This is a genomic window from Acinetobacter sp. 24-47-66 (assembly GCF_056779755.1).
The window spans coordinates 1-14,959 of the sequence record NZ_JBWYIL010000006.1 but is presented as its reverse complement, the minus strand read 5'-3'; the positions used below and the strand labels follow the sequence as shown (position 1 = coordinate 14,959).

The window sequence follows — 14,959 nt, the reverse complement described above, 5'->3', positions numbered from 1 at the left end:
TAACTAAAATGCAAAAGTTTAATTATTATTATCATCAAGATGACGGGTATATTTATCTGAGTGAAGCATTATCGACTGATGTTGATGCAGAATTTATATGGTTGAGTTTTGAACGCCACGAATTGATTCAAAATACAGAGACGTGGCAACGATATATTTTTGAGAACACTGGAATTCTGTTGAACGAATTTCATCTTAAAGATATTCAAAACCTTGAGCATCCTTGCGTATTTGATGCATTAGATGATTATGATTTGTTGATCTTTAAAAAATTAATCACCCCAGATGACCACATACAAATTCAGAATGGTCATTCAGCTGAGCAACAAACTGCGGACATTGTTACAACGCCGGTAAGTTTTGTCATGACATCAAATGTTTTAATCACAGTGCATGAACGAGGTAATCGTGTATTTGAAACATATCTTGAAAGAGTACAGGCGATTCAAACACGACCTATAGAGCAACAGAATATTCCACGAAAATTAGCACAGAGCCCTGTAGATATTGCGCTTAGATTACTGAATATGATGGTGGATGGCTATTTAGGTTTACGTGTACCACTAACCAAACGTGTGGAATTTTGGCAAAAAGAACTATTACAAGGAAATCAAAAATTTAATCGATGGAATCAGCTGCTGCAAGAGATCACGGCTTTTCAACAAGTTGAAAATTTGTGTGAAGAACAGGTTGAATGCCTACAAGAATTAAGAGATGAAATTGTCGAAAATTATCATCATATTAAAGCTAAACGTAAGGCAGAGAAGCAAAATTTAATGCTCGTCCGAATGGATGATTTAATTAGCCATATTGAAAGAATACAAAAGCACAGTGTTCGGTTAAACCATGCAGTACAAGCCGCCATCGATTTGCACTTTTCAGCAGTGGCCAATCAAACCAATGAAAATATGAGAATTTTAGCAATTATCACCGCTGTATTTGCACCACTGACTCTTCTTACAGGTATTTACGGAATGAATTTTGAATTTATTCCAGGATTAAACTCACCGCATGGCTTTTGGTATATGCTCACAGCCATGTGTGTGACAACACTTTTGTTAATTTGGTATTTTTATCGTAGACAAATGGTCGGGCGCGGTGAAAAAAGTGTGATGGAATTGTTGGCTCAACAAAACCAGCAGCAACAACTCGGTTTGTTTGCATTTTTGGAGTATGAACCGATTCAAAAAACATTGAAAGGTACGCTCCGAGAAATGGGACGTTGGACTCGATTAAAATAGTCAACGTCATATAAGGCACTTATGCTTTAAGTCAGAATGATAAGTGCCAGATTCACCGTTATTTTATAATATTAAATTGAAATTACTGGGTAAGGTTCGTCTGCGCTTGTTTGAGCAAACGATACATTTCATCTTTTAATTTAAGTTTTTTTCGCTTTAGAAACTCAATATCATCATTAATTACATTAACTGGATTTAGTTCCAAATGCGTAATTTCATGATCTAGCGTTTCATGTTCCTCGAAAATTTTAGCGAAGTGAGGGTTTTCTTCTCTTAAAGGCTGAATAAGTTCACGGAACTCAGGGAAAAGGTTTTTCAGCTTTTTATTGCATTCTTTAACTTTCATTGATGGTTTAATCCTTTCATTCTAATCAATAAAAAATAAATGCATGTAACAGTACATGCATTTATGTGGGCTTGCTTTATTTGAAGTATTTCACTTGCTTGCGCAATTGTTGTACTTCATCTATCAGATCCATCATCATGGCGACGGCAGGGAGACTTGCTTCAAAATCCCGTTGCAAGCGATAAGCTCTCCGTGCTCGAGTAAGTTCTTCACCAAAAAATTGATGGATTTTTTGCTCAGAACGAGCAGGTAGAATCTCATATTCAAGTAATTGCAAAACCCATTCAGGACTTTGTCCACATGCTTGGGCAAAATGCTTTAAATCAAAAATATATTGTTCATCAATGATTTCAGCCTCTAAATATCCATTTTTGTACACTTCTCGGTACTGAATCGTTGTCATGATTCACCTCCTTCATCACGAGGGTTGAAATGTGTAAATGCTTGAGCAAATTGCTCATATGCCTGTTTTTGCTGCGGGGATTCTGCTCTTGGATAAACAATATTCAGGATTAGATAAAGGTGTCCCGGGGGGGAAGAGGGAATCCCTTTTTCTTTAATACGGAGTTGTTTGCCATAAATTGTATGTTGAGGAATGCTGACTTTAATCTTTCCAGAGGGGGTTTTTAGCTCGATGTCTTGGCCTAAAGCAGCTTCCCAAGGACTAATGTTAATGTGATAGTAAATGTCTGCCTGATCGACATATATGCTGTCAGTGGTTTGATAATGGATCTGTATATAAAGATCTCCATTTTCACCCCCCGATAAACCAGCTTGTCCTTGACCTTTGAGTCGAATTTGTTGACCGTTTTTCATCCCTTTCGGGATTCTAATTTCAAGGGTTTTTCGCTGAACTTCAGGTTGTCCATATGCATTAAAAGTGGGTATACGCAATTGGATGGATTGAGTGACACCTTCAAAAGCGACTTGTAAGGGCACTTCTATACTGGCATGTTGATCTTCACCACGAATTGGCTGGGATTTATATTGGTGTGAGCGCTGTGCATAACCTCCACCAAAACCTGTTCCAAAACGCCCAAACAAATCTTCAAAGCCAGAAAATTCATGATTTGTATGGTTTTCACTATCCGAGAAAGGAGACTGACTATTCAACTGATCGAGTTGTTGATCGTACTCTTGTTTTTTTAAAGGATCACTTAATGTGTCATACGCAGTATTAATCGCCTGCATTTTTTTTTCGGCATCAGGTGCTTGACTGATATCGGGATGGTATTTCCGAGCCAGTTTTCGATATGATTTTTTTATTTCCTCAGGACTCGCATCGCGATCTAGTCCGAGTTCCTCATAATAATTATTTGCCATTAAGCAAAAATAACCGTTGATTAACTTTTAATCATTATGAGCAGACTTTCGAAGACTACAATATGTTCAGATGGTGAATAATTGTTTCAATTTCTTACAACCAAAAAAAATCAGCAAGTAAAACTTGCTGATTTTCGAAGAGAACTGTTTAGGATTAACTGAGGTGCTCGCCGAATAGACCGAGTGCTTCTTCAGCAGTAAATCTGTATTGAGTGTTACAGAATTGACAGTCCATGGTAATAGGGTTCTGTTGTTCTAAAATTTCACGCACAGATTCAGCACCCACCTGAATTAATGCTGTAGAGCAACGCTCTTTAGAACATGTACAGCCAAATTGAAGTTGTTCAGCTTCAGGTAGTCTGACTTCTTCTTCATTATATAAGCGATACAAAATTTCTTGCGCATCCAGCTCAGTAAGTTCATCTGTTTTTAAAGTTTCAGTGAGCATGGTTAGACGAGGCCAGATATCTTCATCAACCTTTTGCTGCTCTTCATCATTGTTACGCGGTAACAATTGAATTAAAAGACCACCAGCGCGTTGAGCAGTACTAGCTAAAACGATCTTGGTTGGGATTTGGGCAGATAAATCATAATACTGCATGAGGCATTTAGCTAAATTCGGCTGATCTAAAGGCACGATACCCTGATAGCGTTCGCCAAATTCAGGTTCAATATTAATAAATAAAACTGGACTGACCAAAGTTTTCAGAACGATGCTGCTGTCTGATGCTTCTTCAAAACGTGGATCTGCTTCATATTCAGCTAATCCGCGTACTTCACCGAGGTGATTACATTCAGCCATAGCCCATTTTAAGGTGCCAGAAGCTTGAATTTGGAGGCTAATACGTCCCTTAATTTTAAGTGTGCTGGCCAACAATGCAGTCGCACTGAGCATTTCGCCCAATAAAATTTGAATCGCAGGTGCATAGGCGCGTTGCGCTAAAATTGTTTTAAGCGCATCTTCAAGATGTACGACTTCACCACGAACAGGGCTGTTATCAATAAAAAAACGTTGACGTAAATCAGACATAAAATTCTCCAAATCCCTGTCTAGATGGTGACGATATTGTAAATCACAAGTTAAAATTCTTCATCTCGACAAACATTAATTTGGTTTTGCGAGTGCTTAGCGCGTCGTTCTATAGAACTTACTTCAGAATCAATGGTTTCATCTAAACTTTCTGAAAGTGGTTGATGTTGTTGCGCATCATTTTCAAAAATTTGTTCGAGTTCCGCTAAGAAATTTCGATAGCTTTCAAAGACTTTTTGATCATCCGTATAGATGCGTTGTTGCTCAGCTAATAGACGCTCATCATAGTCTCTAAATATTTCAATACTATGTTGAGCATGTTCTTGACTTAAACCTAACGCGGTTAAGGTGCGAAATGCCATACCGAGTGAAGATAGAAAAGTTTCACGCCAAATATGCTCAATGCCTAAGTCTTTAAGTAAATGCATATGATGTCGATCACGGGCACGGACGATGAGTTTGAGCGTTGGATAATTCAAACGTAAATGGCGAGCGATATTCATCGACATTTCCACATCGTCTACAGCAAGTACAAAGGCCTTAGCATGCTCAATGCCTGCAGATCTCAATAAATCAGGCGAGGAGGCGTCTCCATAATAAATTTTACCACCGTACTTTCTCACAAAATCAATTTTTTCTAAATTATTATCAATGGCTGTAAAGCTGACATGATTGAGATAAGCAACGCGCGCCACTATTTGTCCGACGCGTCCAAAACCTGCAATGATTAATGTCGAATGAGTGTCTGGTAATGGGACATCTTCAGCACTATCAGTCTTTCGATCAAGATATGGAATGAGCCATTGTTGTGCAAGCCAAAAAATGACAGGGGTGAGTGCCATCGAAATTGCAATGATCAGAATCGTAGGGGATAACACTGCTTGAGTAATTAAACCTTCGGTATTCGCAATAGCTAAGATCACATAAGCAAATTCTCCTCCTTGAGCAAGACAAATGGCAATCAATACACTGGTTTTCCATTGAAATTTAAAATATCGTGCGATTGCAACCATGCTTAATATTTTTATGATGATCAGCACGAATGCCCCACCAAAAATGAATAGCGGCTTATCTACGAGGAGATCAATCGGTGTCATCATGCCTACGCTCATAAAGAATAAACCGAGTAATAAACCTTTGAAGGGTTGAATGCTCGATTCCAGTTCATGGCGAAACTCAGAATCCGCGAGTAATACACCTGTCAGAAAAGCACCGAGCGTGGTGCTTAATCCGAGCATATCCATAAACAGAACGACAGCCAAAACAATGAAGAGTCCAGCAGCCGTAATGAGTTCAGTGGCACCACTCTGTACAATGAATCTAAAAAATGGTCGCATCACATAGCGACTAAATAAAAATAAGCCAGTAAACGTTGCAACAACAGCGGCAAAGTAAGCAATACCATGATGTGTAGATTGATTTCCCGCGAGTAGGGGAATCAGGGCGAGTAAAGGAATAGCGGCAATATCTTGAAACAGTAAAATAGAGAAAGATTGTTGACCATGTGCGGTATTCAGCTGCTGCTTTTCTGCAAGTAATTGCATGACAAATGCTGTAGATGATAAAGCAAGGGCAAGACCAATAACGACACTAGCAGCAAGATGCTGTTGGAAGAACAGCCAAATGGTTGCGACAAGAATTATACCTGTGATCAAGACTTGAGCACTTCCAATCACAAATATAGAGTGACGCATATTCCACAAGCGCTGAGGGCGTAATTCTAGGCCAATTAAGAACATCAAGAAAATCACGCCGTACTCAGCTAATTTCATTAATGTTTCGGCATCATTGGTCACATTCAATGCACTTGGACCAAGTAATATTCCTGTAAACAAATAACCTAAGACTGTCGCAATACCAAATTTTTTTCCAAGTGGAACAAGAATTAATGCGGCAGCTAGAAAAATTGTGATTTGTAACAACAATGGCATTGGCCTTCCCTAAAGTGGAATGTTGGACTGATGAAATTGTAATCGTGTCTGCTTTAGCTGTGTAAATTTAATTCAGGTCTTCGACTTTGATAATTTAACTCTATTCATGATTAGCTTAGCTCTTGAGGATCTATATCAATACTGAGCTTCATCGTTGAAGGTTTTTGTTGAAGCACGAATGGCCACCATTCTCGTATATAGAAATGCATTTTTGCACGATCTGATGACAATAAAACCACATGTGCCTGATAACGCCCAGCCTTTCGCTCCATTGGCGCAGGAATTGGACCCCAGATCTCAATCAGCTCACCAGTATGTTGTTGGAGCGATTGTGTCATATTGGTTAAAAAATTGAGATTTTCTTCCTGACTACGCGATTCACAACGTATTAATGCTGCATAGCGCATTGGAGGGAGTAAAGCAGCTTGACGATCATGAAGTGTTTCACGAGCAAAAGCACGATAGTCTTTATTAATGAGCGTGTTGAGTAGAGGGTGATCTGGTCGTAAAGTTTGTAGATAAACCTCACCTTTTTTTTCACCTCGTCCTGCACGCCCTGCAACTTGAACAATCAATTGGGCAGTTCGTTCTGTTGCTCTGAAATCAACACTGAGTAAACCACTATCAATATCTAAGATTGCAACTAAGGTTACATACGGAAAGTGATGACCTTTGGCTAACATTTGCGTACCAAGTAAAATCATCGGTTTACTTTGATGAATTTGCTCGTAAATTTTTTGCCAACTCCCGACACGGCTCGTGGAATCACGATCTACTCTGACCACAGGAAAGTCTGGAAATAAATGTTGTAAATTCTCTTCAACTTTTGCCGTGCCCATTCCAATCGGCTTTAAGGTCTGTTGCTGACAAGAGGGGCATTGATCAGGCAGTCGATTAATCGTCCCACAGTGATGGCAATGCAGGTGCTCATATGGTTTTTTATGAAGCGTAAAATGTGCATCACAATGGGGACAATTGGCTTGCCATCCACAGCTTTCGCAGATCAGGACAGGTGCATAACCACGTCTGTTTAAAAAGATCAGTACCTGTTCTTCTTGATTGAGTCTTTTTTGAATTTCTTTAATGAGTTGTTCGCTTATACCATGCTGTTTTTGAGCAATCTTTAGATCAATTAAATGAATTTTAGGTAAGCTTGCACCTGCAGCACGTTCATCGAGTTTCAGAATCGTTAATTTTTTTTGCTCCACCAAATGATATGAGTCAATACTTGGTGTTGCTGAGCCAAGGACAATGGAGCATTGCTCTAAATAAGCGCGATAGAGAGCAACATCACGTGCATGGTAGCGAAAACCTTCTTGTTGTTTGAATGACAGGTCATGCTCCTCATCTAAGATAATGAGCCCTAAATTTGGCATGGGGGTGTAAATCGCAGAGCGTGTACCAAGAATAATGGAGGCCTTCCCTGTTTGAGCATATTGCCAAGCTTGGAGGCGCTTTGTGTCATTCAGTCCGGAATGCAACAAGACAATATTGCAGTGAAAGCGAGATTGAAACCGACTGATAGTTTGAGGGGTTAAGCCAATTTCTGGTACCAGTACCAATACTTGCTGACCTTTTTGTAAAACCTCTTGCATAACTTGCAAATAAACTTCAGTTTTTCCGCTTCCAGTTAAACCATCGAGTAAAAATGCTTGATAGCGATTTTGTGCTTTTAAAATGGATTGAATAGCTTTTTTTTGATCATCATTTGCAGTCAATGGCATTTGAGCCAGCTGTACAGGTTCAGGACTAAAGTCCTGTTGAATCAATTCACATTCGACGATTTCTTTCTTTTCAAGCGCTTTTAATGTTGCTGTTTCCACACCACTCAAATTCAGTATCGTCTCGGCAGTCCCTTGAGGGTGTAGCTTTAATATTTTATAAGCCTCTTGTTGTTTTAAAGATCGAGCCACTTTCTTTTCAGCCTCTAAATTTAAGACTTTCCAAGAGTGAGCTAATAAATTATAGGGTTTACCTTGCCTTAAAAATGTCGGCAAAGTGGTATGCATGACTTCCCCAATGGGGAATTGATAATATTGGGCAGACCACTGTGCGAGCTGAATGATCGTAGGATTGAGTATGGGTTGCAGATCCAATATTTCAGTGATGGGTTTCAGTTTGATTTTTGGATCTAATGGTGCTTCTGGTGCAATCTTTTCAAGTACGATTCCAACTAGGTTTTGACGACCAAACGAAACAAGAACACGGCAACCTATGTGTATAGTTTGGTATTGATCTGCAGAAACTTCATAATCAAAACAATCATATAGATAAACTGGCACCGCGATGCGCACTCGATAAACAATTTGGCTTAATTCTGAAATATTTGTCATATATAGTCGTCGGTCAATATGGTGAAAACTTATCGTGGATAACCAATGCTTGTGATAGAGTGTTCAAGTTGTTGCAAGTGATCAATATGAATGAAGAGAACGGTCTAAGGCAACTCTTAAGACATCATAATTAGGAAAATTAGAGCATTATCATGCCCGCATATCAATATACTGCCATCGATGCTTCAGGAAAGCAGCAAAAGGGTGTGCTAGAAGGTGATTCAGCCCGACAGATTCGACAACAGCTTCGGGATAAACAATGGATTCCAGTACAAGTTGATGCTGTAGAACAAAAAGACAAGCATCGAACTGGTGGTTTTTTTCAAAAAAAATTTACAGCTTATGACTTAGCTTTGATGACTCGCCAATTATCCGTATTAGTTGCTGCGGGGATCCCACTTGAGGAAGCATTAAGAGCAGTTGCCAAACAAAGCGAAAAAGCTCACGTGCAAAATTTGATGTTATCTGTACGATCAAAGGTTTTAGAAGGTCATTCATTGGCTCAAGGGATGCAACAATCTGGCAGATTCCCTGAACTTTATATTGCAACGATTGCTGCTGGTGAGCGATCAGGACACTTAGATCTTATTCTCGATCAATTGGCTGATTACACTGAAAATCGCTTTGCGATGCAAAAGAAGATTCAAGGTGCAATGATTTATCCTATTATTTTGATGTTGATGTCTTTCGGTATCGTAATGGGACTCATGACCTATGTAGTACCAGATATCGTTAAAACTTTTGACCAAAGTAAAGATGCGCTACCTTGGATTACGGTTGCTTTAATGAAAGCCAGTGATTTTATACGTCAAGCTTGGCCATTTGTATTGGTCGCGTCGGCGTTGGGATTCATTATATTGCTGCGTTTTTTAAGGACTGCCGCAGGGCATTATGCTTTTGATCGTCTCACGTTGAAGTTGCCATTATTTGGAAAACTATCACGAGGTATTAATGCCGCCCGCTTTTCAAGTACCTTATCTATCTTAACGCAATCTGGTGTTCCTTTGGTCGACGCGTTGAAAATTGGTGCAGCAGTAAGTAGCAATTGGGTTATTCGAGATGCAGTCAATGTCGCGGCTGAAAAAGTCACAGAGGGTGGAAATCTGGCGACGCAACTTGAACGCTGTGGTTATTTTCCACCGATGATGGTGCAAATGATCAAAAGTGGTGAAGCCTCGGGTGAGTTGGATCGAATGTTAGAAAGAGCTTCGACGATGCAAGATCGAGAAGTTACCACATTAATTTCGACATTATTGGCGTTGTTGGAGCCTCTAATGTTGGTGTTAATGGCTGCGATTGTATTGGTGATCGTGATTGCTGTCATGTTGCCAATCGTCAACATGAACAATATGATTTAAACAGATTCAATAAATTCTAATAATGAATGAAATAGCGAGTGAAAACATGCGAAACAAGATGAAAATGCGAAAACAATCTGGTTTTACCCTGATCGAAGTAATGGTAGTGATTGTGATTTTAGGTGTGCTTGCCGCACTGATTGTGCCTAATGTCATGGGTCGTGGTGAGAAAGCGAAGGTTGATACCACAATCATTACACTGAAAGGTGTTGCAGGTGCATTAGATCAATATAAATTAGACAATAACCAATATCCATCGATGCAAGATGGTGGCTTGGATGCTTTGGTCAATCAACCAGCTTCAGCAAAAAATTGGTTACCTGGTGGCTATGTGAAGGGTGGTTATCCCAAAGATAGTTGGGATAATGATTTACAATATGTGATTCCTGGTTCGGAAGGTCGTGCATATGATCTTTATTCATTCGGCGCAGATGGAAAGCAGGGTGGTGAAGGAAATGATGCTGATATCTTTTACACACCATAAATGAAAATCATTATTAAAAACCATTCATGGTATTAATCACTTCACTTAATCGAATTAATAAATATTGAGTGAAGTGATAATCTTTATTATTTAGAAATATTAACCCAAATAATTGATAATTATAATGTTTAAAAATAAAGGGTTTTTGAGATTTATAATAAGAATTATTCCCATATTTAATGGTTACAAGAAACAGAAAATATGAAGAAAATTAGGCTTTTTATTTTAATTATTCCCTGCATAATGGAGCCTACAGCTTAGCTTGATAATAAGGGGGAATGATGAAAGCATTAATATTGTCAGATGAAATCAATTTATTTCATTGGACTGTGCTCAAGTCTGCACTGCTTATTTTGAGCTTATTGCCTATTAGTCATCTATTTATTGATCTTTGGTCAAATGCAGATGCAAGCAGTCAAATCATGATCGGATTTATGGCGATTAGTGTATTTAGTGCGATTACGATTTTAAGTTTTTATAGTGCACTTAAGGCATCTGTTTTGATGCTGTCTGATGTTTCTTCAACATTTGAAGCGCTGCTCATTAAAATTTATCGATCTATTCCCATGTTGAGTTTGATGGCAATGCTGTCTTACCTCACAACACAAATTTAAAAAAACCGAGCATATTTGCTCGGTTTTTTGATATAGAACATATATTTGATCTGAACCAAGTGTTATCGACGAGATTTAAAGCTGACATCGACAACACGTGGTCTAAAGAACCAACCCATCATCAATAAAATCAATGACAATCCCAATATTGGCCAATCACTGAATCTCGTATACCAAGTTTGCCCTTGCATTGCAGGTAGATCACCACGAAGAACCGCTTTTTGATCAATTGGGGCTTGGCTGACGATTTCCCCTTTGTGGTTGATAAAAGCAGTCACACCTGTATTGGTTGCACGAATAAACCAGCGTCCATTTTCTTTTGCTCGCATTTGTACCATTTGTAAATGTTGCCAAGGACCAGCGGTACCCGTAAACCACGCATCATTTGAAACGGTGACGAGGAAATCACTATTTAGAGCATTGCGTCGGGTTAGGTTCGGATAGGCAACCTCATAACAAATCGCAGCAGCTAATTTGTGGTTGTGAATTGAAAATGGAGCTTGATCCTGCGGACCACGTGAAAAACCGCTCATTGAAGGATCATTTTGAAGCGCAGGTAACACCCAACTTAACAGGCCAGACAGCGGAATATATTCACCAAAAGGAACGAGACGCTGTTTTTTATATAAGCCTGTAGCTTCATCACCCGATGCCATCATGGAGTTGTAATAACGCGGATAACCCAATGCCTTAGATTCATTTAAATCCCAATATGGAATGCCTGTTACCCAAGCTGTGTTGGTACTTTTGGCTTGCTGATCCATTGCATCTAAAAAGGGTTCAATATCTGATTGAAACATTGGGATAGATGATTCAGGCCAAACCACCAAGTCACGTCCCCATTCTGATCGTGTTAATTGTGCATAGATTTCAAGTGTTTTTACTTGATACTCAGTTAACCACTTTAAATCTTGAGGAATATTACCTTGGATTAAAGAAACGCTCAGCGGTGCTGATTTTTTTTCTTCAACAAAAGTTAAATAGGATGCGCCCCATGCACCTAGCAATACAATTGAAACTGGAATAGCCCAGAAGTAGCGTTTTCGTAGGAGTTCAACAAGTGCAGATGCAATGAGAATGACCACGAAAGAAACGGCAAATACACCAAATAAAGGTGCATAGCTATCTAAGAAGCGCTCGGTAAAAGCATAACCTGCAAATAACCAAGGGAAACCAGTAAATACCCAAGTTTTTGCCCATTCAAAGAATACCCATAAAGGGGCAAAAGTAAGTGGTGTTTCTGGAAAGAATCGACGATATATCCAAGTTTGTATTGCAGTAAATAGCCCCATCACCAAGGCCATAATCGCAATCATGATGACACTTAAAAACGCAGATGTATCACCATACACATGGATAGAAGTGTATAACCAGAATGCACCAACAAACCATAATCCAAAACCGTAAGCCCAACCGATGAGGAATGCTTGTTTAGAATTCCGCTTACTGAGTGTGGCATATAGCAATGCTGGCGATAATATTGCCAGCCACCACCAATAAAAAGGTGCAAGTGCGAGACTAAAAGTCGCACCTGCTGTTAAAGCAATAAGGAGTGGATAAATGAAAGGTAATGATTTTTGTTTTTCTGAAGGACTCAATAATTTTTGAAAATAGGCTCTCATTTACGCACAGCTCGAATCAGATGAATAGTACGGACATCTGCTTCCACAATGGTAAATTCCCAATCTCCCAATTCAATCACTTGGCCTTGAAGATCGCTGACTAAACCAATTTCTTGCAGTAATAGTCCACCCACAGTTTCCACTTCATCATCAGAAAATTCAGCATTTAAAACATTGTTAAAATGTTCAATTGGTGTAAGTGCTTGAACTAACCACGTGTTACTGCTGTTGCTGGTTTGATCTGGAACAATGAAATTGGCTTCTTCATCGACATTGTCATGTTCATCTTCAATTTCACCCACAATTTCTTCAAGAATATCCTCAAGTGTCACTAAACCCGAAGTAGAACCGTACTCATCAATCACAATCGCAATATGTGTTTGAGTGTTTTTTAGCATTCGGAGCACTTGATCAGAACGCGCGCTTTCAGGCACAAAAATCGGTTGGCGCATCAGCGAATGTACATTTACTTTCGAATCACGATCTTTTAAGAAAGGTAAGAGGTCCTTTGCCAAAAGGATACCAATGACGTTATCAGGTTGATCTGTTGAAAATACAGGGAAACGTGAGTGCGCTGACTCGATGAGAACATCAAGAATATCCAATAACTCATCATCTTCTTGTAAGCTGACCATTGAAGTTCGTGGCGTCATGACTTCACGAATTTTAGTCGCTGGAAGGTCAAAGATTCCCTCGAGCATCGCTACTGTATCTGGTTCGAGTAGTCGACGTGAATCTTGTACAATTTTTAACAGTTCATCTCGGGTTTCTGGGGCTGTGCCTAACCATTTGCGTAAGCCACGCATACCCCACGATGTACCTGATTCCTCTTGCATGATCTTTCCTAAAGACTCTTCAATTGAAAAAATAAGTTTTAATCATACCGAAGAAAATACGCTTGTCTATTGGTAAAATTTTGATTCCTAATGATCTATTTGATCATAGACCACTGTATTTGGAGTCTTTTTCTGAATTTGGGAGTGAAAAGATTGAATTATGATAAAATAATCGCCCAATCTTTTTAGGGCGATATTGAATGTCTGATTCTCAAGTTCAACCTCAAATCCAGTTGAATACTCGTGGTTTACGTTGTCCAGAACCGGTGATGATGTTACATCAAGCCATTCGTAAATCTAAGTCTGGTGATGTGGTGGAAGTATTTGCAACAGATAATTCAACTTCTTGGGATATTCCTAAATTCTGTATGCATCTTGGTCATGAATTGCTGTTGCAAGAAGAACGTTTAGATGACAATGGGAACAAAGAATTTCATTATTTGGTAAAAAAAGGTTAGCCCGTCGTGAATTAACGGTTGAAACAATTCATATCGTTTAAAATTGATTTTTTCGTGTACAATTTGGGTTAAGAATATCTAAATAATAATGATTAACTCATTTTGACATGAAGAATTTCATCAATAATATTCAGCGTACGATTGAACAGCTCGGTCTAACCGCCCAAAACAGAGCCCTCCACATCCAATTCAGTCATTCACAGCTGAATAGCCAAGTCTTCCTACAACGCATCGATGGCAGCCATGCCCTTAACGAAGGCGTGCAAGCAGAACTCATCTGTCTCTCGACCAATACCTTAATTCCACTCAAACAATTCATCGGCACACAAGTCGCCGTCGATCAAGTCACTGATCAAGGCACCCTGTTTAGAACCACCGGCATCATCACCGAAGCCTCACAAGGACAAAGCGATGGAGCACTGACCCTCTACAAACTCACGCTTAACGATGCAACTTCACTTTGGCACAAACGCCGCAACAGCCGCGTATTTATGAACAAATCCGTGGTCGAAGTGGTCGAAATCCTCTTTGAAGAATGGCAAAACAAAAGCCCACTTTTTGCCTCTAGCCTCAGCCTAGACCACAGTGGATTGCAACAACAATACGACATCCGCCCCTTCATCATGCAAAGCAACGAAAGCGACTACGACTTTCTGACTCGCTTACTACGCAGTGAAGGCATTAACTGGCTCATTGATGAAGCCCAACCGATTGTACCGAGCAACAACAGCCCGATCGAAGCACAAAAGCTCCGCCTGATTGACGACAACAGCCAATACCAAGCCCTCAACCGACGCAACATCCGCTACCATCGTAGTGATGCGACAGAACAATTTGATAGCATCACCAGTTTTATTGGACAACGCAGCCTACAACCCACCGCAGTCCACCTACAACGCTGGCAAGCCACAGCCCTCGAACAAGAAGAAGGCGCAGGCTCAGTACAAAGCAAACACCAACACAGTGACCACCAAGACAATGCCAGCCTAGGCCTCGAACAAGCATGGCACATCAGCCCTGCATGGATCCAAGACCTCAAAGGCGAAGACCAAGCCACTGCCTCAGGCAACAGCCAAGTCGAAAAACTCAACCAACACCTTAGCGACTACTACGCTGGACAAAGCAAACAATTCATCGCCAAAGCCAGCGTCAGAGACAGCCAGGTCGGCTACTGGTTCAAACTCGATGGCCATCCAGAAATTGCACAACACAGCGGAGCTGACCAAGAATTCCTCATTGTTGGCAAACGCTACTACAACCAAAACAACCTACCCAAAGACTTAGACCAACAAGTCCAACAACTGCTACAACGCAGCCAATGGACGCCAAAACACAAGACAAACACCAACCAAGCAACCCACAAGGATCAAGAACGCCAAGCCA

At 40.0% G+C, this 14,959-nt stretch carries 14 protein-coding genes; 6 read left to right on the top strand and 8 right to left on the bottom strand.

Annotation, left to right across the window (positions count from 1 at the left end; all coding sequences use genetic code 11):
• Positions 1-8 precede the first annotated feature (8 nt).
• Complete coding sequence (locus AC1M84_RS07330; RefSeq protein WP_481593265.1) at positions 9-1,241, top strand: magnesium transporter CorA family protein; 1,233 nt, start codon at positions 9-11, stop codon at positions 1,239-1,241.
• A gap of 82 nt (positions 1,242-1,323) precedes the next feature.
• Here the strand turns inward: AC1M84_RS07330 and AC1M84_RS07325 are convergent, their stop codons facing one another.
• The 6 genes from AC1M84_RS07325 to AC1M84_RS07300 all read right to left on the bottom strand — a co-directional run bounded on the left by AC1M84_RS07325 (position 1,324) and on the right by AC1M84_RS07300 (position 8,204).
• Positions 1,324-1,587 (bottom strand): HP1242/YdcH family protein, encoded by a 264-nt coding sequence (locus AC1M84_RS07325; RefSeq protein WP_035264053.1) that lies wholly within the window; start codon positions 1,585-1,587, stop codon positions 1,324-1,326.
• A gap of 76 nt (positions 1,588-1,663) precedes the next feature.
• On the bottom strand, positions 1,664-1,990 hold the full coding sequence (locus tag AC1M84_RS07320) for a chaperone modulator CbpM (RefSeq protein WP_179998835.1): 327 nt from the start codon (positions 1,988-1,990) through the stop codon (positions 1,664-1,666).
• Entirely contained in the window at positions 1,987-2,910 is a 924-nt protein-coding gene (locus AC1M84_RS07315) for a DnaJ C-terminal domain-containing protein (RefSeq protein ID WP_481593266.1), read from the bottom strand. Before AC1M84_RS07315 ends, AC1M84_RS07320 begins: the two co-directional genes overlap by 4 nt.
• Positions 2,911-3,064: 154 nt before the next feature.
• Positions 3,065-3,940, bottom strand: a complete 876-nt coding sequence (gene hslO, locus AC1M84_RS07310) for an Hsp33 family molecular chaperone HslO (RefSeq protein ID WP_092767221.1) — start codon at positions 3,938-3,940, stop codon at positions 3,065-3,067.
• A gap of 50 nt (positions 3,941-3,990) precedes the next feature.
• A complete protein-coding gene (locus AC1M84_RS07305) occupies positions 3,991-5,871 on the bottom strand; it encodes a monovalent cation:proton antiporter-2 (CPA2) family protein (RefSeq protein WP_481594752.1) in 1,881 nt (626 codons plus the stop codon).
• Between the two features lie 110 nt (positions 5,872-5,981).
• Entirely contained in the window at positions 5,982-8,204 is a 2,223-nt protein-coding gene (locus AC1M84_RS07300; protein WP_481594751.1) for a primosomal protein N', read from the bottom strand.
• A gap of 152 nt (positions 8,205-8,356) precedes the next feature.
• Between AC1M84_RS07300 and gspF the strand changes: the two genes are divergently transcribed.
• The 3 genes from gspF (at position 8,357) to AC1M84_RS07285 (ending at position 10,660) form a co-directional block, all read left to right on the top strand.
• On the top strand, positions 8,357-9,562 hold the full coding sequence (gene gspF, locus AC1M84_RS07295) for a type II secretion system inner membrane protein GspF (RefSeq protein WP_481594750.1): 1,206 nt from the start codon (positions 8,357-8,359) through the stop codon (positions 9,560-9,562).
• Between the two features lie 46 nt (positions 9,563-9,608).
• Positions 9,609-10,046 (top strand): type II secretion system major pseudopilin GspG, encoded by a 438-nt coding sequence (gene gspG, locus AC1M84_RS07290; protein ID WP_092767409.1) that lies wholly within the window; start codon positions 9,609-9,611, stop codon positions 10,044-10,046.
• A 281-nt stretch (positions 10,047-10,327) separates the two neighbouring features.
• Positions 10,328-10,660, top strand: coding sequence for a hypothetical protein (locus tag AC1M84_RS07285; RefSeq protein WP_481594749.1), 333 nt, complete (start codon positions 10,328-10,330; stop codon positions 10,658-10,660).
• A gap of 62 nt (positions 10,661-10,722) precedes the next feature.
• On the opposite strand, the gene lnt is transcribed toward AC1M84_RS07285, so the two are convergent.
• Positions 10,723-12,282, bottom strand: a complete 1,560-nt coding sequence (gene lnt / locus AC1M84_RS07280) for an apolipoprotein N-acyltransferase (RefSeq protein ID WP_481594748.1) — start codon at positions 12,280-12,282, stop codon at positions 10,723-10,725.
• On the bottom strand, positions 12,279-13,118 hold the full coding sequence (locus AC1M84_RS07275; protein ID WP_092767211.1) for an HlyC/CorC family transporter: 840 nt from the start codon (positions 13,116-13,118) through the stop codon (positions 12,279-12,281). Before AC1M84_RS07275 ends, lnt begins: the two co-directional genes overlap by 4 nt.
• 200 nt (positions 13,119-13,318) lie before the next feature.
• Between AC1M84_RS07275 and tusA the strand changes: the two genes are divergently transcribed.
• A complete protein-coding gene (gene tusA, locus AC1M84_RS07270) occupies positions 13,319-13,576 on the top strand; it encodes a sulfurtransferase TusA (RefSeq protein ID WP_035264077.1) in 258 nt (85 codons plus the stop codon).
• Positions 13,577-13,683: 107 nt separating this feature from the next.
• The coding region (locus tag AC1M84_RS07265) for a phage late control D family protein (protein WP_481594747.1) at positions 13,684-14,959 on the top strand (1,276 nt) is incomplete at its 3' end.